The sequence below is a fragment of the Streptomyces sp. NBC_00370 genome (assembly GCF_036084755.1).
GTDB lineage: Bacteria > Actinomycetota > Actinomycetes > Streptomycetales > Streptomycetaceae > Streptomyces.
In genome coordinates this window covers 7,897,498-7,917,799 of the sequence record NZ_CP107968.1, presented here as the reverse complement: position 1 = coordinate 7,917,799, position 20,302 = coordinate 7,897,498, and the positions used below count along the sequence as shown (strand labels likewise).

16 protein-coding genes are annotated in these 20,302 nt (G+C 70.8%); 11 read left to right on the top strand and 5 right to left on the bottom strand.

Translation table 11 applies throughout. The features are described 5' to 3' along the window. Positions 1-95 precede the first annotated feature (95 nt). Both OHS57_RS34635 and OHS57_RS34630 read right to left on the bottom strand, forming a co-directional pair. The gene (locus OHS57_RS34635; protein ID WP_041994416.1) at positions 96-278 is read right to left on the bottom strand and encodes a hypothetical protein; all 183 of its coding nucleotides are present in this window, start codon (positions 276-278) and stop codon (positions 96-98) included. A 69-nt stretch (positions 279-347) separates the two neighbouring features. Beyond that, positions 348-1,433: a fatty acid desaturase family protein gene (locus OHS57_RS34630; RefSeq protein ID WP_328584511.1), complete on the bottom strand. Its 1,086-nt coding sequence runs from the start codon at positions 1,431-1,433 to the stop codon at positions 348-350. A 275-nt stretch (positions 1,434-1,708) separates the two neighbouring features. On the opposite strand from OHS57_RS34630, the gene OHS57_RS34625 reads away from it, so the two are divergent. The 8 genes from OHS57_RS34625 (at position 1,709) to exaC (ending at position 14,827) form a co-directional block, all read left to right on the top strand. Further along, positions 1,709-4,612 (top strand): DEAD/DEAH box helicase, encoded by a 2,904-nt coding sequence (locus OHS57_RS34625; RefSeq protein WP_328584510.1) that lies wholly within the window; start codon positions 1,709-1,711, stop codon positions 4,610-4,612. After that, positions 4,609-6,012: an SWIM zinc finger family protein gene (locus tag OHS57_RS34620; RefSeq protein WP_328584509.1), complete on the top strand. Its 1,404-nt coding sequence runs from the start codon at positions 4,609-4,611 to the stop codon at positions 6,010-6,012. Before OHS57_RS34625 ends, OHS57_RS34620 begins: the two co-directional genes overlap by 4 nt. Beyond that, positions 6,005-7,021: an acetamidase/formamidase family protein gene (locus OHS57_RS34615; protein ID WP_328584508.1), complete on the top strand. Its 1,017-nt coding sequence runs from the start codon at positions 6,005-6,007 to the stop codon at positions 7,019-7,021. The genes OHS57_RS34620 and OHS57_RS34615 overlap by 8 nt, the downstream gene beginning before the upstream one ends. A gap of 66 nt (positions 7,022-7,087) precedes the next feature. After that, a complete protein-coding gene (locus tag OHS57_RS34610; RefSeq protein ID WP_328584507.1) occupies positions 7,088-8,341 on the top strand; it encodes a GAF domain-containing protein in 1,254 nt (417 codons plus the stop codon). A 190-nt stretch (positions 8,342-8,531) separates the two neighbouring features. After that, entirely contained in the window at positions 8,532-10,001 is a 1,470-nt protein-coding gene (locus OHS57_RS34605) for an aldehyde dehydrogenase family protein (protein ID WP_041994397.1), read from the top strand. Next, positions 9,998-11,590 carry an APC family permease gene (locus tag OHS57_RS34600; RefSeq protein ID WP_328584506.1) on the top strand — a complete coding sequence of 531 codons (1,593 nt, stop codon included), beginning with the start codon at positions 9,998-10,000 and terminating at the stop codon, positions 11,588-11,590. Before OHS57_RS34605 ends, OHS57_RS34600 begins: the two co-directional genes overlap by 4 nt. A 51-nt stretch (positions 11,591-11,641) precedes the next feature. Beyond that, positions 11,642-13,201, top strand: coding sequence for a GMC family oxidoreductase (locus tag OHS57_RS34595; RefSeq protein WP_328584505.1), 1,560 nt, complete (start codon positions 11,642-11,644; stop codon positions 13,199-13,201). A 102-nt stretch (positions 13,202-13,303) separates the two neighbouring features. Further along, a complete protein-coding gene (gene exaC, locus OHS57_RS34590) occupies positions 13,304-14,827 on the top strand; it encodes an acetaldehyde dehydrogenase ExaC (protein ID WP_041994388.1) in 1,524 nt (507 codons plus the stop codon). 53 nt (positions 14,828-14,880) lie between these two features. On the opposite strand, the gene OHS57_RS34585 is transcribed toward exaC, so the two are convergent. The 3 genes from OHS57_RS34585 to OHS57_RS34575 all read right to left on the bottom strand — a co-directional run bounded on the left by OHS57_RS34585 (position 14,881) and on the right by OHS57_RS34575 (position 17,194). Continuing rightward, on the bottom strand, positions 14,881-15,669 hold the full coding sequence (locus tag OHS57_RS34585) for an SAM-dependent methyltransferase (protein ID WP_328584504.1): 789 nt from the start codon (positions 15,667-15,669) through the stop codon (positions 14,881-14,883). Between the two features lie 137 nt (positions 15,670-15,806). Continuing rightward, the gene (locus tag OHS57_RS34580) at positions 15,807-16,007 is read right to left on the bottom strand and encodes a hypothetical protein (RefSeq protein ID WP_328584503.1); all 201 of its coding nucleotides are present in this window, start codon (positions 16,005-16,007) and stop codon (positions 15,807-15,809) included. Between the two features lie 143 nt (positions 16,008-16,150). Then, positions 16,151-17,194, bottom strand: a complete 1,044-nt coding sequence (locus OHS57_RS34575) for a LacI family DNA-binding transcriptional regulator (RefSeq protein ID WP_328584502.1) — start codon at positions 17,192-17,194, stop codon at positions 16,151-16,153. A 237-nt stretch (positions 17,195-17,431) separates the two neighbouring features. Here OHS57_RS34575 and OHS57_RS34570 point away from each other — a divergent pair, with 237 nt between their 5' ends. Genes OHS57_RS34570 through OHS57_RS34560 form a run of 3 tightly spaced genes read left to right on the top strand, consistent with a single transcriptional unit; the run spans position 17,432 to position 20,222 of the window. Continuing rightward, the gene (locus OHS57_RS34570; RefSeq protein ID WP_328584501.1) at positions 17,432-18,580 is read left to right on the top strand and encodes a Gfo/Idh/MocA family protein; all 1,149 of its coding nucleotides are present in this window, start codon (positions 17,432-17,434) and stop codon (positions 18,578-18,580) included. Beyond that, on the top strand, positions 18,577-19,500 hold the full coding sequence (locus OHS57_RS34565; RefSeq protein WP_328584500.1) for a PmoA family protein: 924 nt from the start codon (positions 18,577-18,579) through the stop codon (positions 19,498-19,500). Before OHS57_RS34570 ends, OHS57_RS34565 begins: the two co-directional genes overlap by 4 nt. Next, the gene (locus tag OHS57_RS34560; RefSeq protein WP_328584499.1) at positions 19,494-20,222 is read left to right on the top strand and encodes a cupin domain-containing protein; all 729 of its coding nucleotides are present in this window, start codon (positions 19,494-19,496) and stop codon (positions 20,220-20,222) included. Before OHS57_RS34565 ends, OHS57_RS34560 begins: the two co-directional genes overlap by 7 nt. Positions 20,223-20,302 lie beyond the last annotated feature (80 nt).

Here is a 20,302-nt window from a genome sequence, read left to right as displayed (position 1 = left end):
GGACACCGAACGACGGCAGCACGACACTGCGGGCCTGCTTGTTCGCAGGTCCGCAGTGTCGTGCTGTGGTCAGTGGCCGGTCGCCGAGCCGGGGCTCAGCGGCCTATCTGATTGCGGTTGATCCGACGCAGCCTGCGGCGCTGCGAGGGGTCCAGCGTCAGATATGCCACCGCCGGAATTCCGACCACGATGAGCAGAGCGACCCAGAACGGGAGAAATATCCACAGGAAAAGGCCGACGGCCACTCCCCCGATAGCGATCTTTGCCCTTGTCGACATCTTCGACGCCTCCTCCGCGGCTCTTGCCGCTACTGCTGAGTGAACGCGTACGAGCGCCCACCAGTTCCACTATGCGTCCGCGCGCAGCGGTTCGCCGACTCCGTGCAGATGTCCGAGTGCCTGACGGTACGAGTCGATCAGTCCCGTTTCGGTGTACGAGACCCCCAGCGACCGGCAGTGGGCGCGCACCAGCGGCTGGGCGAGCCGCAGGTGGGGGCGGGGCATGCTGGGGAAGAGATGGTGTTCGATCTGGTAGTTCAGACCGCCGAGGAACCAGTCGGTGAGCGCTCCGCCGCGGATGTTGCGCGAGGTGAGGACCTGCCGGCGCAGATGCCCCCAGCTCGCCGAGGTCTCCGGGTCCGGCATCTCCATGCCCTTGTGGTTCGGCGCGAAGGCCATGCCCAGGTGCAGTCCGAGCAGCATCTGGTGGACCAGGAGGAAGACCACTGCCTGGCCGATGCTGAGCGTGGTCAGCAGGAGGGTGAGGTACGCGGCGACGTGCACGGCGAGCAGGGTGCCCTCGACGACCCGCTGGCGGGTCGACATCCGGTTGTCACGGCGGGAGAGGACGGCCTGGAAGCCCGCGACCTTGAGCGCGATGCCCTCCAGCGTGGTCAGCGGGAAGAACAGCCACGCCTGGTTGCGGGTGAGCCAGGCGCGCAGCCCGGTGCGGCCCGCGGTCTGGCGCTGGGTGTGGACGAGGACGTCGGCCTTGACGTCCGGGTCCTTGTCGACGTGGTTCGGGTTGGCGTGGTGCCTGTTGTGCTTGTCGTTCCACCACTCCTGGCTCATGCCGAGCAGCAGATTGGCGTGCACGAGCTGCACGATCCGGCCTTTGGCGCGGTCGTTGGTGATCTGCGCGTGGCCGGCGTCGTGCCCGACGAAGGACATCCGGGCGGACAGGACGGCCAGCGGCACCGCGAGGAGCACCGCCCACCAGGAGGGGCCGAGCAGGATCATTCCGGTGACTATCGCGGCGAGGAACAGCGCGTTGACGGTGATGCCCCGGGCGTACCACGCGACGCGACGCTCCAGAAGACCCTGCTCCCTCACCACTCGCAGGAGGGGCGCGAAGTCGCTGCCGGCACTGCCGGCGCCCGCGGCTGGGTCGGGCACTGGCTCCGCTACGGGGGCGGCGGCGGTGGCTTGGGGCATGTCGGTCTCCGGTCTGTCGGCCGATGCTCGGGGTGAGGTGAACGCGCTTGATGCGTTGACCTGTTGAAACGTACGGGGCTGCGAGGCCGACGGGCCATGGGGCCACCACCCGTCAACGGTGGGGGTTGTCCCGGGAGTGGAGGTGGTGCTGGCTACACCCCGTCCGCCCGACTGTGACTCAGGCCACAGTCACACCACGCCCGCGCGGATTCGCGGTGGGGTACTCTCGGCGGCTCCGACCCGCAGTAGTCAAATTTGAGGAATGCGTCTTCGCTGTGCACGAACCATCCGCGACAACGCTCCCCCGGATCTCCGAACTCGCCGAATCCTCCACGGTCTTCCTGCCTGCGGACCCGGCCCGCACCGGCCGGATCGCCTACTGGCGCCCGGACGGCACCGAACCGCCTCACGGTCCTGGCTCCGTCGAGGAGTTGACTGTCGTCGACTCCGACGCCCACCCTCTCATGGTCCGGGCACTGGTGGTGCCTGTACCGACAGCTCTGCCCCTACTGACCAGGGCGCGGGCCTCCGGGCACGCCTCACCAGCGACCGCGTTCTGGGGCGCCGCGGCGCTTCTGGCGCTTCAACTCGCCGCCACAGGAAGGCTGTTGCCCGGTCTGACTGGTTCGGACCACGACGCGTGGCGGGCGGGCCCACTGACCCCCGACGACCGGCTGCGCATCCAGGCACTCGCCGCCGCCATGCCACCCACCGCACACGCCGTCCCACTGACGGTGTCCACACCGACCGCCGGACCGCTGCTCCCCCACCCCGAAAGGCTGTTGAGGGATTTTCTCGACGCGGTGGCGGACGGCCTCGTCCGCACTCCCGCGGCGGAGTCGGCGGCCGGGCACGCCGCGTTCACCGCTCCTGACCCGCAGCGTCGGCCCGAACTACGTGGCTGGGCCACGGACATGGCGGCCGGTCATGACGCCGGAGTACGGATCTCGTTGCGCATCGAACTGTCCGGCGAGCGGGACGGTGTGACGGAGCCCGGATTCCGCGCCGTGGTGCAGCTGCACAGTGTGAGTGACCCGGCGGTCGTGGCCGACGCGGCCGACGTGTGGTCGGCGCCGACCACCACCGGTCCCGCCGGGGCGGGCTCCGGTCCCACCGCAGCCGCCTTCGGTCCCACCGCCACGATGGACGCCCTGCTGGCTCTGCGCAGGGCCGCACACGCCTGGCCACCGCTCGCACCGCTGCTGTCGGCCGCCGTGCCCGACGCGGTGGAACTCGCCGACGAGGACATCGGCGAGCTGCTCGGTGAGGCGTCGCGCGCACTCGCCGCGACCGGCACCCAGGTCCACTGGCCGAAGGAAGCGGCCCGGACGCTCACGGCGCGTGCGGTCGTCGGCCCCCCGGACGGCGACACGGCGGACGGCAACGCGGCGGACGACATGCCGTCGTTCCTGTCGGCCGACACCCTGCTCGCCTTCAACTGGCGCTTCGCGCTGGGCGACCAGCAGCTCACCCGCGCCGAGATCGACCGGCTCGCCGAGGCCAGGCGGCCACTGGTCCGGCTGCGCGACCGCTGGGTGCTCGTCGACCCCGCGCAGGCGCGGCACGCCCGCGACAGCCAGGACCGCACGCTCACCCCCGTCGACGCGCTCGGCGCCGTACTGACCGGGGTGACCGAGGTCGACGGGCGGCCCGTCGAAGTGGCGGCATCGGGCTGGCTGGCCCGGCTGCGCGACCGGCTCGCCGACCCCGAGTCCCCCACCGGCGCGGCGGGCCCCGAGCAGCGCGTCCAGCAGCCGGCGGCCCTCACCGCGACGCTACGCGACTACCAGCTCCGCGGTGTCGACTGGCTGCACCGGATGACGTCACTCGGTCTCGGCGCCGTGCTCGCCGACGACATGGGGCTCGGCAAGACCATCACCCTCATCGCACTCCATCTGCACCGGCAGACCGAAGAGGCGGCGGCGGGGCCGACGCTGGTCGTCTGCCCCACCTCACTGATGGCCAACTGGCAGCGCGAGATCGAGCGGTTCGCGCCCGGCACTCCCGTACGCCGTTTCCACGGCGCTTCCCGGGACCTGGGCACGCCGGCCGACGGCGAGTTCGTACTCACCACGTACGGCACGATGCGTCTCGACGCGCCGCGACTCGCGGAACCGCTCTGGGGGCTTGTCGTCGCGGACGAGGCCCAGCACGTGAAGAACCCGTACTCCGCGACCGCGAAACAGCTGCGCACCCTCAGGACCAAGGCCAGAGTGGCGCTGTCGGGCACACCGGTCGAGAACAACCTGTCCGAGCTGTGGGCGATCCTCGACTGGACGACACCCGGACTGCTCGGTCCGCTGGGCGCGTTCCGCAACCGTTACGCCAAGGCCGTGGAAGGCGGCGCCGATCCGGCGGCGGCCGAACGGCTCGCCGCGCTCGTACGCCCCTTCCTGCTGCGCCGGCGCAAGTCGGACCCGGGGATCGCGCCGGAGCTGCCGCCCAAGACGGAGACCGACCGCGCCGTGTCCCTCACCACCGAACAGGCGGTGCTCTACGAGGCGGTGGTACGGGAGATCCTGGCGGCGATCGCCGAGGCCGACGGCATGGAGCGCCGGGGTCTCGTCGTCAAACTGCTGACCGGGCTCAAGCAGATCTGCAACCACCCGGCGCAGTACCTCAAGGAGGAACGGCCGCACATCCCCGGCCGGTCGGGCAAGGTCGAGCTGCTGGACGAACTCCTCGACACCGTCCTGGCGGAAGGTGCGGGCGTGCTGGTCTTCACCCAGTACGTGCGGATGGGCCGGCTGCTGGAACAGCATCTGACCGCCCGCGGCATCCCGCACCAGTTCCTGCACGGGGGCACCCCCGTAACAGCCCGCGAAACCATGGTGGACCGCTTCCAGGCAGGTGAAGTGCCCGTCTTCCTGCTCTCATTGAAGGCCGCGGGTACGGGTCTCAACCTCACCAGGGCCGAACACGTCGTGCACTTCGACCGCTGGTGGAACCCCGCCGTCGAGGCGCAGGCCACGGACCGCGCGTACCGCATCGGGCAGGACAAGCCCGTGCAGGTGCACCGGATGATCGCCGAAGGCACCATCGAGGACCGGATCGCCGACATGCTCGCGCGCAAACAGCAGCTCGCGGACGCCGTGCTCGGCTCGGGCGAGGCGGCGCTGACCGAACTGACCGACGCCGAACTGGCGGATCTGGTGGAGCTGCGGGGGGACGCCCGATGACGGAAGCACCGTATCCGGACGACACGACGGGCGCGGGGTACGAGGACGACCGCGCCGAGCGGGTCTTCGCCGCGCTGCCGCCCGCGCACGGCCGCGGGTTCGCCGAGAGCTGGTGGGGCAGGTCCTGGCTGAAGGCCCTGGAGGACACCGCGCTCGACGGCGCGCAGTTGCGGAAGGGGCGCGGCCAGGCGCGTGCGGGGGCGGTCGGCGCGGTGTCGGTACGGCCGGGCCGGATCACCGCCGTCGTACGGGACAGGGACGGCACCGGGCACCGCAGCGACGTACTGCTGCGCCGGCTGAGCGACGGGGAGTGGGACCGGTTCCTGGCCATGGCGGTGGAGCGGTCGGGGCATATCGCGGCGCTTCTCGACCGGGAGATGCCGCCGGACCTGGTGGAGGACGCGGCGGCCGCAGGGGTCGAACTGCTGCCCGGCATCGGGGATCTGGAGCCGGAGTGCGGCTGCGAGGCCTGGGACCACTGTCCGCATTCGGCCGCGCTCTGCTACCAGATGGCACGGCTGCTGGACCAGGATCCGTTCGTCCTGCTGCTGATGCGCGGCAGGAGCAAGCGCCAGGTCCTGGACGAGCTGCAGAGCCGCAGCTCGGCACTGGCCGCCCGGATCCCCGACGACAGCGCACCGGAGGCAGAGGAGCCCGGCGTACCGGCGTCGGCGGCGTTCGCGGCCTGGAACACACTGCCGCCGCTGCCCGCTGCGCCGGCACCACCGCAGGAGCCGGGGCTGCCTCCGGACCTGCACACCGACAACGCGCCACCGCCGGAACTCGACACCGACGCCTTGTCGTTCCTCGCGGCCGACGCGGCGGCGCGCGCCCTGCGGATGCTGACCGAAGCGCTCGCCCCGGATCACGAACAGCAGCCTCTACCAAGTGACTTGACGGTACGTCAGGACGTCGTACGGCTCGCGGCGGCAGCCCCCGACGGCCGCGTGCTGTCGCGGCTCGCGACGGCCGCCGGCCGCTCACCGGCCGATCTCGACCTGGCGGTACGCGCCTGGCGCCTCGGCGGCGCGCCCGCGCTCGCGGTGCTCGACGGCACGTGGACGCCGAGCCCGGAGGCCCTGGCGCGGGCCCGTGCGGTCCTCGAATCGGCCTGGGAGGACGGCGAGCGTCCGGCGCTGCGCCCCGCACAGGCCGGCCGCTGGACCGTGACCGGGATCGGGATCGAGGTGCAGCTGCGCCTCGCCCAGGACGGGCGGTGGTGGCCGTACCGCAAAGAGCGTGGCCGGTGGGCCCCGGCAGGCCCCGCGGAACACGATCCGGCGGCGGCGCTGGCACTCCCGGCGGACTTCCCCGCCCCGTCACCTCACCGTACGGTGAGCGCGCCACGCGGAACCGGCGGCGGCACACCCGTGAGACAGGAGCGGCACACCGATGAGTGACCCGAGGATCCTGACCGTGCGTCCCGAGAAGGGCGACTACGCCTGGACGTTCGGCGGCGTCGCACCCGTCGCGCGCATCACCCCCGGCACGGTCCTCGACCTGTTCACCGAGGACTGCTTCGCCGGCCGGGTGCGGTCGGTGAACGATCTGGTGTCCGAGGTGTGCGAGTTCCCCTTCCTCAATCCGCAGACCGGTCCCTTCCATGTGGAGGGCGCGGAGCCGGGCGACACCCTGGCCGTGCACTTCGTCTCGATCCAGCCGGCCCGCGACTGGGCCGCGTCCACGACCGTCCCGCTGTTCGGCGCGCTCACCTCGACCCATACGACGGCGACGCTCCAGCCGCCGCTGCCCGAGGTGGTCTGGATGTGGCACCTCGACCGGGCGCGTGGCACGTGCCTGTTCAGCGCGCGCGACAGCGACATCGAGATCGAACTGCCGATGGACCCGATGCACGGCACGGTCGGCGTGGCGCCGGCCAATCTGGAGGTGCGCTCGGCGCTGGTCCCCGACGCGCACGGCGGCAACATGGACACCCCTGAGATGCGCGCGGGGGTGACGTGTTACCTCGGGGTCAACGTGGAGGGCGCGATGCTGAGCCTCGGCGACGGCCATGCCCGCCAGGGCGAGGGCGAGACCTGCGGGGTCGCCGTGGAGTGCGCCATGAACTCCGTGGTGATCGTGGAACTCCTCAAGGGCGTCGCGACCCCGTGGCCGCGCATCGAGTCGGACACGCACATCATGTCGACCGGTTCCGCCCGCCCGCTGGAGGACGCGTTCCGGGTCTCCCAACTGGACCTGATCCAATGGCTGGTGCGCGACTACGGACTGTCCGAACTGGACGCGTACCAGCTGCTCTCGCAGGCCGGCGAGGCGCCGATCGCCAATGTCTGCGACACCAACTACACCTGTGTGGCGAAGATCCGCAAGGAATGGCTGCCCGCAGGGGAGCCGCATCGCGGTCTGCACCGGCACCTGCGGGAGACGGCGACGGTGCTCGGCGGCGCGTGAACCCTTGCCCCAGTTCGTCCCCGGGGTGACGATGGGCCCAGGTGGCGCGTGGCCGGGGAGGCCGAGTTGACCGACACATGGGTGGCGTTGGAGGCGGGAGCCGATCCGGCGCGGCGGCGCGGGGCGCTGGGCAGGGCGTACGAGTCCTTCGCGACGGCCGGCCGCGTCGAGGGGCCCGTACGGACCGTGGTCGCCGACTCCTGGCAGCGCTCGACCCGCGCGCACGTCAGCCCCGAGGGCACGGCGCGGGTGGAGCTGTCCGACGACGAGCTGGCCGCGTACCGCGACGCCCATCCGCTGGCCCGGGTGATGCCGCTGTTCCGCGAGCTGATGGGCGCCTACGCCATGGACGGCGAACACCTCATCGCCGTGTGCGACGCGTACGGCCGCCTGCTGTGGGTCGAAGGACACGCGGCGACCCGGCGGCAGGCGGGGCGGATGAACTTCGTGCCGGGGGCCCGCTGGGCGGAGACGGCGGCGGGCACCAACGCGCCGGGGACCGCGATCGCCGTCGACCGGCCCGTACAGGTCTTCGCCTCCGAGCACTTCCTGCGACCCGTGCACCGCTGGACCTGCGCCGCGGCTCCCGTACACGACCCGCACACCGGACGGCTGCTGGGCGCCGTCGACATCACCGGCGGCGACCGGCTGGCCCATCCGCACAGTCTCGCGTTCGTCGGCGCGGTCGCACGGGCCGCCGAGTCCCAGCTCGCCCTGCTCGCGCCCGCCCCCGCGACCGGGTGCGTCCAGCTGTCGGCGCTCGGCAGGGACGAGGCGCTGCTGATGGCCTCGGGCGTCAAACTGCGGCTGAGCCGCCGGCACAGCGAGATCCTGACCCTGCTCGCGCGCAGGCCCGACGGTGTCGCCGGGGACGAGCTGCTGGTGGAGCTGTACGAGGACGAGTCGGTCACGCCGGTCACACTGCGGGCCGAGCTGTCCCGGCTGCGCGCCCTGCTCGGTCCCGGGCTGCTGCGCTCCCGCCCGTACCGGCTGACGGCGCCCGTCGAAAGCGACTTCGCGGCCGTGGCCCGGCTGCTGGCGTCCGGCGCCGTGACCGCGGCGATGAGCGCGTACGCGGGGCCGCTGCTGCCCGGCTCGCAGGCGCCGACGGTGGTACGGCTGCGCCGCCGGCTCGCGGACCAGCTCCGGGCCGCGCTGATCGCGCGCGGGGATCCCGGGCTGCTGGCGGACTGGGCGTACAGCCCCTGGGGCGAGGAGGACCTGCCGGTGTGGCAGGCGCTCGCCGCCGCCCTCCCCGTACGGCAGCGGCCTTCGGCGCTGGCGCGCGTACGCGAGCTGGACGGACTGCAGGGCGCCTGACGGGCCGGCACGGAGCCCGCCCGCACGGCCCGGCGTAACTCGACGGACCGTCACATACCCGGCGCGTCACACACGGCGGTGGCGGCCCCGGCTGTTTAGTGTCGGCTGACGGGGCGTGTGGTCCGCGCCCCAGCAGGTGTGCCGGACTCCCCTTTCGGGTAGTCGACCCGTCCCGACCGGAGGAGCCCCCATGCCCGAGCTGTTCATCGGCGGCAAGTGGACATCGGCCGTCGACGGGCACGTACGCGACATCCGCTGCCCGGCCGACGGCACGTTGGTGGCGACGGTGGACGAGGCGGGTCCGAAGGACGCCGCGGCCGCGATCGGCGCCGCCCGCAGCGCCTTCGACCGCGGTCCATGGCCGTCGACGCCGGCCGCCGAGCGCGGCAGACTGCTGCTGCGCGTCGCCGACCTGCTGGAGCGCGACAAGAACATCCTCGCTCGGGCCGAGTCCCTGGACACAGGGAAGCGGCTGGTCGAGAGCGAGTACGACATGGACGACATCGCCAACTGCTTCCGCTACTTCGGCAATCTGGTGGCGGCCGGCGGCACCGACCGGATCGTCGACACCGGCAACCCCGCCATCGACAGCAGAGTCGTGCACGAGCCGGTCGGGGTGTGCGCGCTGATCACCCCGTGGAACTACCCGCTGCTGCAGACCTCGTGGAAGGTCGCCCCCGCGATCGGCGCCGGCAACACCTTCGTACTGAAGCCGAGCGAGCTGACACCGCACACCGCGATCCTGCTGATGCGGCTGCTGACCGAGGCGGGACTGCCCGACGGCGTCGCCAATCTCGTACTCGGCGCGGGGGCCACGGCGGGCGCGCCGCTCAGCGAAGACCCGCGCGTCGACATGGTGTCGTTCACCGGCGGTCTGGTCACCGGGCGGCGGATCATGGCCGCAGCGGCACCGACGGTGAAGAAGCTGGCCCTGGAGCTGGGCGGCAAGAACCCCAACATCGTCTTCGCCGACGCGGATTACGAGACGGCCGTCGACTACGCCCTGACAGCGGTGTATCTGCACTCGGGTCAGGTCTGTTCGGCGGGTGCCCGGCTGCTCGTCCAGGACGAGTTGCACGACTCGTTCGTCGAGGACGTGGTGACCCGCGCCCGCGCCATCCCGATGGGCGGCCCCTTCGACGAGCACGCCCGCACGGGGCCGCTGATCTCGGCGGCGCACCGCGACAAGATCGAGGCGTATGTGGCGGCCGGTGTCGCCGAGGGCGCCGTACTGCGCTGCGGCGGCGCCCGGCCCGACGACCCGGCGCTGGCGGACGGCTTCTACTACCTGCCGACCGTGCTGGACGAGTGCACGCCCGGGATGTCCGTCGTACGTGACGAGTCGTTCGGGCCGGTCCTGACGGTGGAGCGGTTCACGACCGAGGACGAGGCCGTCGCGCTCGCCAACGACACGGTGTACGGCCTTTCGGGGGCCGTCTGGTCGCAGGACGTCGGCCGGGCGCACCGGGTGGCGGCGCGGATGCGGGCCGGCACGGTGTGGATCAACGACTTCCAGCCCTACGTGCCGCAGGCCGAGTGGGGCGGCATGAAGCAGTCCGGGTTCGGCCGGGAACTGGGCCCGGCGGGGCTGGCCGAGTACCAGGAGGCCAAACACGTGTGGCGCAATCTGGAGCCGAGGCCGCTGGGGTGGTTCGAATGAGCAGGAAGAACACCTCGCAGGACCCCTTCCCCGGCGAGTCCGGCGCCACCGGCCCGGCGCAGGCCACCGGTCCTTCCGACGACGATTCGGTGGCGGACTTCGGCTACAAGCCCCAACTGAAGCGCACGCTCGGCAACTTCCACACGTTCGCAGCCGGGATCAGCTACATCTCGATCCTCACCGGGACGTTCCAGCTGTTCTACTTCGGTGTGAGTTTCGGCGGACCCGCCTACTGGTGGTCCTGGCCGATGGTCTTCGTCGGGCAGCTGATGGTGGCGCTCTGCTTCTGCGAACTGGCGGCGCGCTTCCCCGTCGCCGGGTCGATCTACAACTGGTCGAAGAAGCTCGGCGGGCCGCACATCGGCTGGCTGGGCGGCTGGATGATGGTCACGGCGACGATAGTGTCACTGGCGGCCGTCGCGCTCGCGTACCAGGTCACACTGCCGCAGATCTCCTCCGCCTTCCAGTTCGTCGGAGACGGCACGGGGAAGTCCGACGCGGCGAAGAACGCGGTGCTCCTGGGCACGGTACTGATCATCTTCACCACGCTGGTGAACGCGTTCGGCGTCAAGCTGATGGCCCGGATCAACTCGGCGGGCGTGATGATCGAGCTGATCGCGGCGGTCGTGCTGATCGGGCTGCTGGCCGCGCACATCACCCGCGGCCCCAGCGCCATCACCGAGACCCACGGCTTCGGCAGCGGCCAACCACTGGGCTACTTCGGTGCGTTCCTGACCGCCTCACTCGCCTCGGCGTATGTGATGTACGGGTTCGACACCGCGTCCTCGCTCGGCGAGGAGTCGGTGAACCCGAGCCGCAACGCACCACGGGCGATCCTGCGCGCGCTGTGCGCCTCGTTCCTGATCGGCGGCCTGATCCTGCTGTTCGCGCTGCTCGCCGTGCCGGACCTGACGTCGAAGAAACTGTCCGTCGACGGGCTGCAGTTCGTGGTCCTCTCCACCCTGGGTCACACCATCGGTCAGATCGTGCTGTGGTGTGTCGTCATCGCCATCACCGTCTGCGAGCTGGCCGTCCACACCGCGGGGATCCGCCTCGCCTTCGCGATGGCCCGCGACAACTGCCTGCCGTTCTCGTCGCTGGTGGCGCGGGTGAGCCCGCGCTTCCAGACTCCGGTGTTCCCCGCCGTGGTCATCGGGCTCGTCGCGATCGGCATTCTCGTACTCAACATCGACCAGCCGCAGATCTTCTCGGTGGTCACCAGCATCGCGATCATCATGATCTACCTGGCCTATCTGCTGGTCACCGCGCCGATGCTGTGGAAGCGGCTGCGCGGTCAGTGGCAGCCAGCCGAAGGCCATTTCTCCCTCGGCAAGTTCGGCCTGCCGGTCAACATCCTGGCGGTGCTCTGGGGCACCGCCATGTCGGTCAACCTCGCCTGGCCGCGCCGTGACGTGTACAACGCGGCGGCGCCCTTCCACTGGTATCTGCAGTGGGGCGCGTTCCTGTACATCGGGATCATCGCGGGTGCCGGCTTCGCCTACTACTGGTTCGTGAAGCGGGGCCGTATCGCCGTCATCGACTCGGCGAGGGCGGTACCCGTCGAGCCGACACCGCCGCCGGCCCCCTGAGCCGGTCACCTCTCCGCTGAGCCGTCGCCTGACCAACGAACTGGAGCAGTCATGCCCGCCGGAACTCCTGTGCACGAATTCGACTACGTCGTCGTCGGCGGCGGTACGGCCGGAGCCGTCGTCGCCGCCCGGCTGACGGAGGACCCGGCCGTCACCGTCTGTGTGGTGGAGGCGGGCCCCTCGGACGTCGGCGACGACAGCGTCCTGCAACTGGACCGCTGGATGGCCCTGTTGGAGTCGGGCTACGACTGGGACTACCCGGTGGAGCCGCAGGAGAACGGCAACAGCTTCATGCGCCACGCGCGCGCCAAAGTTCTCGGCGGCTGCTCGTCCCACAACTCCTGCATCGCCTTCTGGGCGCCGGCCGAGGATCTCGACGAGTGGGGCGCGCTGGGCTGTACGGGGTGGAGCGCCGCCGACTGTTTCCCGCTGTACAAGCGGCTGGAGACCAACGACGCGCCCGGTGACCACCACGGCCGCTCCGGTCCGGTCGTGATCCGTACGGTGCCGCCCCACGACCCGTGCGGCGTCGCCCTGTTGGAGGCCTGCGCGGCGGCCGGCATTCCGACTACACCGTTCAACACGGGTACGACCGTGGTGCGCGGCGCGCACCAGTTCCAGATCAACGCCCGCGAGGACGGCACCCGGTCGTCCGCCTCCGTGTCGTATCTGCACCCGCTCATCGGCAGCCGGCCCAATCTGGAGATCCGGACCGACCTCCAGGCGAAGCGGCTGCTGTTCGACGGCAACCGCTGTACGGGCGTCGAGTATCTGGAGCCCGACACCATCCACAGCGGCTCGGTCTCGGCGCGGCGCGAGGTGATCGTTGCCTGCGGCGCCATCGACTCGCCGAAGCTGCTGATGCTGTCCGGCATCGGCCCGGCCGCTCATCTGCGGGAGACCGGTGTGGACGTACGGGTCGACTCCCCCGGCGTCGGCTCGCACCTGCAGGACCACCCGGAGGGCGTGATCATGTGGGAGGCGAAGCAGCCGATGGTCAGCTCGTCCACCCAGTGGTGGGAGATCGGGATCTTCGCCAACACCGAACCCGGCCTGGACCGACCCGACTTGATGTTCCACTACGGCTCGGTGCCGTTCGACATGAACACCTACCGGCGCGGCTATCCGACGACGGACAACGCGTTCTGTCTCACCCCGAACGTGACCAGGGCCCGCTCCATGGGCACCGTGCGGCTGCGCACCCGTGACTTCCGCGACAAGCCGAAGGTCGACCCGCGCTACTTCACCGACGAGCACGACCGCCGCGTGATGACGTACGGGCTGCGCCTGGCCCGTGAGATCGCGGCGCAGGCACCGATGGCGGCGTGGACGGGCACCGAACTGGCCCCGGGTCCCGCGGCGCAGTCCGACGAGGAGCTGTTCGCGTACATCCGGGAGACGCACAACACCGTCTACCACCCGGCGGGCACGGTACGGATGGGCGCGGCCGACGACGCGCAGTCGCCGCTCGACCCGCAGCTGCGGGTCAAGGGCGTCACCGGGCTGCGGGTGGCGGACGCGTCCGTGATGCCGTTCCTGCCCGCCGTCAACCCGTGCATCACGACGATGATGATCGGCGAGAAGTGCGCCGACATGATCAAGGCGGGCTGAGCACCGCCGCCGGGCACGCAACCTCGTTGCAACGTACGGGTTCCTAGCCTCGGTTCCGGCGCCGTCCAACGGCGGGCGGCGCGGAATCGGGAGGCCACAGAGATGACCCGTTACGCTGCGCCCGGCACCGAGGGCGCGATCGTCTCGTACGAGTCCCGCTACGACCACTGGATCGGCGGCGAGTTCGTCCCGCCGGCCCGCGGCCAGTACTTCGAGAACCCGAGCCCGGTCAACGGCCGCCCCTTCACCGAGATAGCGCGCGGCACCGCCGATGACGTCGAGCGCGCCCTGGACGCCGCGCACGGCGCCGCCCCCGCCTGGGCGAAGACGTCGGCCGAGGCGCGCGCCAACATCCTCAACAAGATCGCGGACCGGATGGAGGCGCATCTGGAGGAGCTGGCGGTCGCCGAGAGCTGGGAGAACGGCAAGCCGGTTCGGGAGACCCTGGCCGCCGACATCCCGCTGGCCATCGACCACTTCCGCTACTTCGCCGGCGCGCTGCGGGCCCAGGAGGGCTCGCTGAGCGAGCTGGACGACGACACCGTCGCGTACCACTTCCACGAGCCGCTGGGCGTCGTGGCACAGATCATCCCGTGGAACTTCCCCATCCTGATGGCGACATGGAAGCTGGCCCCGGCGCTGGCCGCGGGGAACGCCGTCGTGATCAAGCCGGCCGAACAGACGCCGGCCTCCATCCACTTCTGGATGAGCCTGATCGCCGACCTGTTGCCGCCCGGTGTGGTCAACATCGTCAACGGCTTCGGTGTGGAGGCGGGCAAACCACTGGCGTCCAGCCCGCGCGTCGCGAAGGTCGCCTTTACCGGCGAGACCACCACAGGGCGGCTGATCATGCAGTACGCCTCCGAGAACATCAAGCCGGTCACCCTGGAACTGGGCGGCAAGAGCCCGAACCTGTTCTTCGACGACGTCTGGGCGGCGGACGACGACTTCCGCGACAAGGCGCTGGAGGGCTTCACCATGTTCGCCCTCAACCAGGGCGAAGTGTGTACGTGCCCGTCGAGGGCGCTCATCCAACGCGGCCACTACAGCGAGTTCCTGGAGGCGGGCGTCGCCCGCACCGAGGCGATCGTGCCGGGCCACCCGCTGGACACGGACACGATGATCGGCGCCCAGGCGTCCAACGACCAGCTGGAGAAGATCCTTTCGTATCTGGACATCGGCCAGCAGGAAGGCGCCAAGGTCCTGACGGGCGGGCACCGTATCGACTACGACGGCGAACTCGCGGGCGGCTACTACGTCCAGCCCACGATCTTCGAGGGCGACAACCGCATGCGGATCTTCCAGGAGGAGATCTTCGGCCCGGTGCTCGCCGTCGCGTCCTTCAGCGACTTCGACGACGCGATCAAGACGGCGAACGACACCCTGTACGGCCTGGGCGCGGGTGTCTGGACCCGGGACATGAACACCGCCTACCGCGCGGGCCGCGCGATCCAGGCGGGCCGGGTCTGGACGAACTGCTACCACGCGTACCCGGCACACGCGGCGTTCGGAGGCTACAAGCAGTCGGGCATCGGCCGCGAGAACCACAAGATGATGCTGGAGCACTACCAGCAGACCAAAAACCTGCTCGTGTCGTACTCGCCGAAGAAACTGGGCTTCTTCTAGACGCGGGAAGGGGGCGCCTGACCGGCGCAGTTGCCCGGCAGGCGCCCTTCTCTTCAGCCGACGACTCGGGCAACGGCCGCGTAGATGCCGCTGCCTTCGGGCTCGGGGGCGGCCGCGCCCTGGAACCACTCGGGGGCGGTGACCAGGCCGGGGTCCAGGATCTCAAGACCGTCGAAGAAGCGGCCGACCTCGTCGCGGGTGCGGAATCCCAGTTTGATCCCGCCCTTGGCGTACTGGGCGGTGACCAGGTCGGCGAGGTCCGTGTACCGGTCCGACGCGGCGTGCGAGAGGACCAGGGCGCTGCCCGGCGGCAGGGCCTCGACCAGCGTGGAAACGATGCCGTACGGGTCCTGCTCGTCGGGGACGAAGTGCATGAGCGCGATGAGGGAGAGCGCGATCGGCCGGTCGAAGTCGAGGAACTGCCGGGCGTGTTGGAGGATCGTCTCCGGCTCGCGCACATCCGCCTGGATGTAGTCCGTGACGCCTTCGGGCGTACTGACGAGCAGGGCCTCCGCGTGCCGCAGCACGATGGGATCGTTGTCGGTGTAGACGATGCGGGCCGCCGGGTTGATCTCCTGGACTATCTGGTGAAGGTTCGGCTCGGTGGGGATGCCCGTGCCGATGTCGAGGAACTGATCGACCCCGGTGCCGGCCAGCCACGCCGCGGCCCGGTTCATGAACGCGCGATTCTGCCGCGCGGCGTCCTTCGCCTCCGGAGGGAGCTTCTCGCCCACCTCCTGATCGACGCGATAGTTGTCCTTCCCGCCGAGAAGCCAGTCGTAGACCCGCGCCGGGTGAGGCTTGCTGGTGTCGATCTGAACCTTGGGCGTACCTGCCGTCATGAACGGCTCCTTACACGGGGCGGGCGGTGGCGGTCCGGCGCAGCGCTGTGACCGACCTGTCGGTCGGTCACGGCCCTCTGGGCTGCGAACAAAATAGCAACTGCCGTGCGAGGGAGGGCCCTCGGTACAGGATCCGGCTACTGGTAGCAGGGCGATCCGCACCGCACCGTGAACGTACCGCTGTCGTTGAGCCTCACCGAGGCGTTGGGGTGAGCGACGGCCGTGGGCGCCGTGCTGGTCCCCCCGGCCAGGGGAACTGCCATGGCCTGCGGCGCGAGGGCGGTGAGGGTCGCGGCAGCCGCGAAGGCGGCGGCAATCACGTGCTTGGACAGACGCATCCGGACTCCTCGACCGACGATGAACGGGCTACCAGTCTCCAAGGACGTACAGCCGCGAGCCGGACGCATCCGAAGAGTCCCGCGCTTCTCCATACGGCCGCGAATGAGAGCGCGTTCCGAGCGGGCACCGATACCGGCGCCGCTCACGGCGACAGAGGTCGCCGCACGCCGTCCGTGGACTCTCTTACCTCCAGCCAGTGCGGGGCCATGTGCACCTCGAACGGGGGCGGGGTCTCCGCGCGGATGCGGGTCGCCAGGCACTTCACGGCCAGGGAGGCGACCGCGGCCTTGTCGGGCACCACGGAGGTGAGGGACGGCGTGCTGTAGAGCGCCTCCTCCGAGCCGTCGATGCTCGCCACCGCGACGTGCTCGGGGATGCTCATATCCGCCTCGTACAGGGCCCGTTGTGCGCCGCTGGCCAGCATGTCGCTGAAGCAGAAGACCGCGTCGGGCTGCTGGTCTGCCGGCAGCGACAGCAAGGCGCGCGTCGCCAGCAGTCCGTCCCGGCGGCCGAACTCCTTGACCGGCGGCGCGAGTCGGGGATCGAACGTCAGGCCGGCGTCGTGCAGTGCCTGCTGGAAACCCTCAAGGCGCTGACGGCTCGTGGCCGACCCCTGCCGGTCCACTCCGACGGCGGCGATCCGCGAACGGCCCAGGCCCGCAAGATGCGCGGTGGCTTCACGCGCCGCCGCGACGTTGTCGATCAGCACGTGGTCGGCGACGACCTGATCCCGCTCGTAACTGCGCTCACCGAGCAGGACCAGCGGAAACTCGTTCGCGACGGGGGCGAGTTCGTGGAGCGAGACATGCAGGGGCGAGAGGATCACGCCGTCCAGCAGGGAAGCGCCGACGCCGGTCGCCAGGCGCAGTTCCTCCGTCGCGTCCCCCAGCGTCTCCTCGATGAGGACGGTGAAGCCCAGCGCCGCGGCCTCCGTGCGTACGTGGTGGGCGAGTTCCGCGAAGTAGGGCGTGGCCAGATCCGGGACGGCGAGGCCGATGAGACCGCTGCGTCCCGTGCGCAGACGGCGCGCGGAGGCGTTCGGCCGGTACCCCAGCTCCCGCACGGCCTCCATCACCCGTGTCCGCGTCGCTTCTGACACCTTGGGTGCGCCACGTACAACGTTGGACACGGTCTTGATCGAAACCCCGGCCCGCTCCGCCACATCCTTGACTGTCACCGCTGCCACTGACCAGCCCCATCTTCTTGTTTTCCCTGATTATGCACGGGTCCGGGCCAGGTAGCAGGGCTCCGAGCCGGCCCGATCCCATTTCCGACGAAGGGTTGACCTCGACGATACACGGCGGTTACAACGTTAGAACCGATCGGAAACGACCACCTCGGAAACGGTCGAAAGCGGCTCGGCGACCGTCGTACGCGCGCTGCCCCGCAGCGCTCCCTTTGTCTGCCTCACGAGAGGGTCCGCATGTCCTCGCATCGCTCGAACTCACCACTGCGCACAGCCGTGGTCGGGACGGGAGGAATCGCTCGCTCCAGCCATCTGCCGGCGCTGCGCACCCTGGCGGCCGAGGGAGAGACGGAGCTCGTCGCCGCCGTCGATGTCGCCGACGACGCGGTGCGCGCGTTCGCCGACGAGGCCGGCATCGCGTACGCCGCAACGGACCTCGACGCGATGCTGGCCGACGTACGTCCCGATCTGGTGGTGCTGTGCACCCCGCCCGCCGTCCACCGGGAGCAGTCCGTGGCCGCGCTCAAGGCCGGTGCCTGGGTGTGGTGCGAGAAGCCGCCGTGCCCCTCGCTGGCGGACTACGACGCGGTTGAGGCGGCGGAGCAGGGCGGCGAAGCCGGACCGTACGCCTCCATCGTCTTCCAGCACCGCTTCGGCTCCGGTGCGCGGCACGTGCGGCGGCTGCTCCACGACGGCGCATTCGGCCGTCCGCTGGTGGCCCACTGCCAGACCACCTGGTACCGGGACGACGCCTACTACTCGGCGCCGTGGCGCGGCCGTTGGGCGACCGAGGGCGGTGGCCCCGCCATGGGACACGGCATCCACCAGACCGATCTGCTGCTGGACCTGATGGGCCCGTGGACCGAGGTACGGGGCATGGCGGCGCGGCTCGTCCACGACGTGGAGACCGAGGACGTGTCAACGGCCCAGGTCCGGTTCGCCGGCGGCGCGCTCGGCACCGTCGTCAACAGCGTGCTCAGCCCGGACGAGGTCAGCCGGATCCGTATCGACTGTGAGCGTGCCACGATCGAGCTGACCCATCTGTACGGCTACCGCAACGCGGACTGGCGCATCACCCCGGCCCCGGGCGTTCCTGAGGAGACCGTGGCGGCCTGGCGCGACTTCGGCGCCGACGAACCCAGTTCGCACCTGGCCCAACTGCGGTCCCTGGTGGCCGACATCAAGGCGGGACGGCGTCACGCCACCAGCGGCGCCGGTGGCCGGCGGACGCTCGAATTCATCACCGCCATGTACAAGTCCGCGTTCACCGACACCCCCGTACACGCCGGGGAGATCGGGCCGGGCGACCCCTACTACACCGCGCTGCACGGCGGCGCTCCGGGCTGGGCGCCGGCCGATTCCCGCACGGAACAGGATCACGCATGACGCTCGCACTGACCCATGCCCACGGCGACCGCATCACCGTCGCCCACGAAGCCACCGGCACCGAGCTGTTCACCTATGTGTACCGCCCGGAGGCCGCGTGGGAGGCACCCAAGCCGTACCTCCATCCGATCCGGACCCTGTCCGGCGGGCTGGTCACCGACTACCGCCCCAACGACCACCGCTGGCACAAGGGGCTGCAGCTGACCGCTTCCCATCTGTCGGGCCAGAACCTGTGGGGCGGCAACACCTATGTGCACGGCGAGGGGTATCTCGAACTGCCCGAGCGGGTCGGCTCGATGGCTCATGTGGCCTTCGACGAAGTCTCGGCCACGGGCGCCGGCGCCGTCATCGCCGAGCGCCTGACCTGGCACCCGTACGACGGGGAGCTGTGGGCCGAGGAGCAGCGCCGCATCGAGGTGCGCGACGTCGATCAGCGGGCCGGCAGCTGGTCGTTCACCTGGACGTCGGCCGTGACCAACCGGCGTACGGAACCGCTGCGGTTCGGCAGCCCCACCACCCACGGCCGGCCGGCCGCCGGATACACCGGTCTGTTCTGGCGCGGCCCGCGCGCCTTCCGCGACGGCCAGGTCTTCACCGCCGAGGCGGAGGCCGGGGACCTGATGGGCAGTCAGGCGACCTGGCTGGCCTACGTCGGTGAGCACGACGGCCGCGACGGCCATGCCACGCTCGTCTTCGAGCACGCCCCGGCCAACGACCACGCGGGCGGTAACGGAACGCACCCGGCGCACTGGTTCGTGCGCAGTGACCCGTTCGCCGCTGTCGCACCGTCCTGGGCGTTCCACGAGGAGCTGGTCCTCGCCCCCGGCGACACACTCACCCGGAGCTATCGCGTCCTCGTCGCCGACGGCGCCTGGGACCGCGGTCAGGTCGCCGCGCATCTGGAGGCACACGCATGGTGAGCGCGACGTACGACGGCTTTCCCGGGGCGGTCGGCGTGTCCCGGCTGAGCGTGTACGACTGGCCCACCGCCGACGGCCGTCCCGGCGGAGGCACCCCGCATCTGCACCTCACCTGCAGCGAGGGGTACGTCGTGACGGCGGGCCGGGGAGCCGTGCAGACCCTCACCGTCTCCGGCTTCCGCGAGACGCCCCTGGAGCCGGGCACGGTGGCCTGGTTCACCCCGGGCACGATCCACCGGCTCATCAACGAGGGCGGTCTTGACATCACCGTCGTGATGCAGAACAACGGACTGCCGGAGGCGGGGGACGCGGTGCTGACGCTGCCGCAGGATCTGCTCGCCGATCGCGAGGTGTACACGGACGCGGTGCGTATCCCCGCCGACGTCCCCGAGGCCGAGCAGGTGGCGGTCGCACGCGCCCGCCGCGACCTCGCGGTCCGGCGCTTCCTCGAACTGCGCGAGGCCACCGAAGCCGGCGACCCGAAGCCGCTGGCGGAGTTCCAGCGGGCGGCGGGCGAGCTGGTGCGGCCCCTGCTCGACGCGTGGGAGCAGCGCTGGAAGGACGGCGCACACGCGGCCGCGTCGGCGACGCAGGCCCAACTCGGCGCGCTGCGCGCTCAGGACGTACGGCATCTGGCCGAGGCCACGGTCACCGCGACCGGACCCACCGCACGGGGGCGGTTCGGCATGTGCGGCCGGCTCGACGTCTACGCCGGCATCTGACGGCGCGAGCCGTCGCTCCACCCCCGGAGCGAACCACCCCTCCTCCTCCCCCATTCACCTCCCTCCCCTGGAAGGCCCCT

Excerpts from the sequence above, each read along its gene's own strand:
- OHS57_RS34635 (WP_041994416.1), bottom strand. The coding sequence starts at position 278 with ATGTCGACAAGGGCAAAGATCGCTATCGGGGGAGTGGCCGTCGGCCTT.
- OHS57_RS34630 (WP_328584511.1), bottom strand. The coding sequence starts at position 1,433 with ATGCCCCAAGCCACCGCCGCCGCCCCCGTAGCGGAGCCAGTGCCCGAC.
- OHS57_RS34620 (WP_328584509.1), top strand. The coding sequence starts at position 4,609 with ATGACGGAAGCACCGTATCCGGACGACACGACGGGCGCGGGGTACGAG.
- OHS57_RS34615 (WP_328584508.1), top strand. The coding sequence starts at position 6,005 with ATGAGTGACCCGAGGATCCTGACCGTGCGTCCCGAGAAGGGCGACTAC.
- OHS57_RS34605 (WP_041994397.1), top strand. The coding sequence starts at position 8,532 with ATGCCCGAGCTGTTCATCGGCGGCAAGTGGACATCGGCCGTCGACGGG.
- OHS57_RS34600 (WP_328584506.1), top strand. The coding sequence starts at position 9,998 with ATGAGCAGGAAGAACACCTCGCAGGACCCCTTCCCCGGCGAGTCCGGC.
- OHS57_RS34595 (WP_328584505.1), top strand. The coding sequence starts at position 11,642 with ATGCCCGCCGGAACTCCTGTGCACGAATTCGACTACGTCGTCGTCGGC.
- exaC (WP_041994388.1), top strand. The coding sequence starts at position 13,304 with ATGACCCGTTACGCTGCGCCCGGCACCGAGGGCGCGATCGTCTCGTAC.
- OHS57_RS34585 (WP_328584504.1), bottom strand. The coding sequence starts at position 15,669 with ATGACGGCAGGTACGCCCAAGGTTCAGATCGACACCAGCAAGCCTCAC.
- OHS57_RS34580 (WP_328584503.1), bottom strand. The coding sequence starts at position 16,007 with ATGCGTCTGTCCAAGCACGTGATTGCCGCCGCCTTCGCGGCTGCCGCG.
- OHS57_RS34570 (WP_328584501.1), top strand. The coding sequence starts at position 17,432 with ATGTCCTCGCATCGCTCGAACTCACCACTGCGCACAGCCGTGGTCGGG.
- OHS57_RS34565 (WP_328584500.1), top strand. The coding sequence starts at position 18,577 with ATGACGCTCGCACTGACCCATGCCCACGGCGACCGCATCACCGTCGCC.
- OHS57_RS34560 (WP_328584499.1), top strand. The coding sequence starts at position 19,494 with ATGGTGAGCGCGACGTACGACGGCTTTCCCGGGGCGGTCGGCGTGTCC.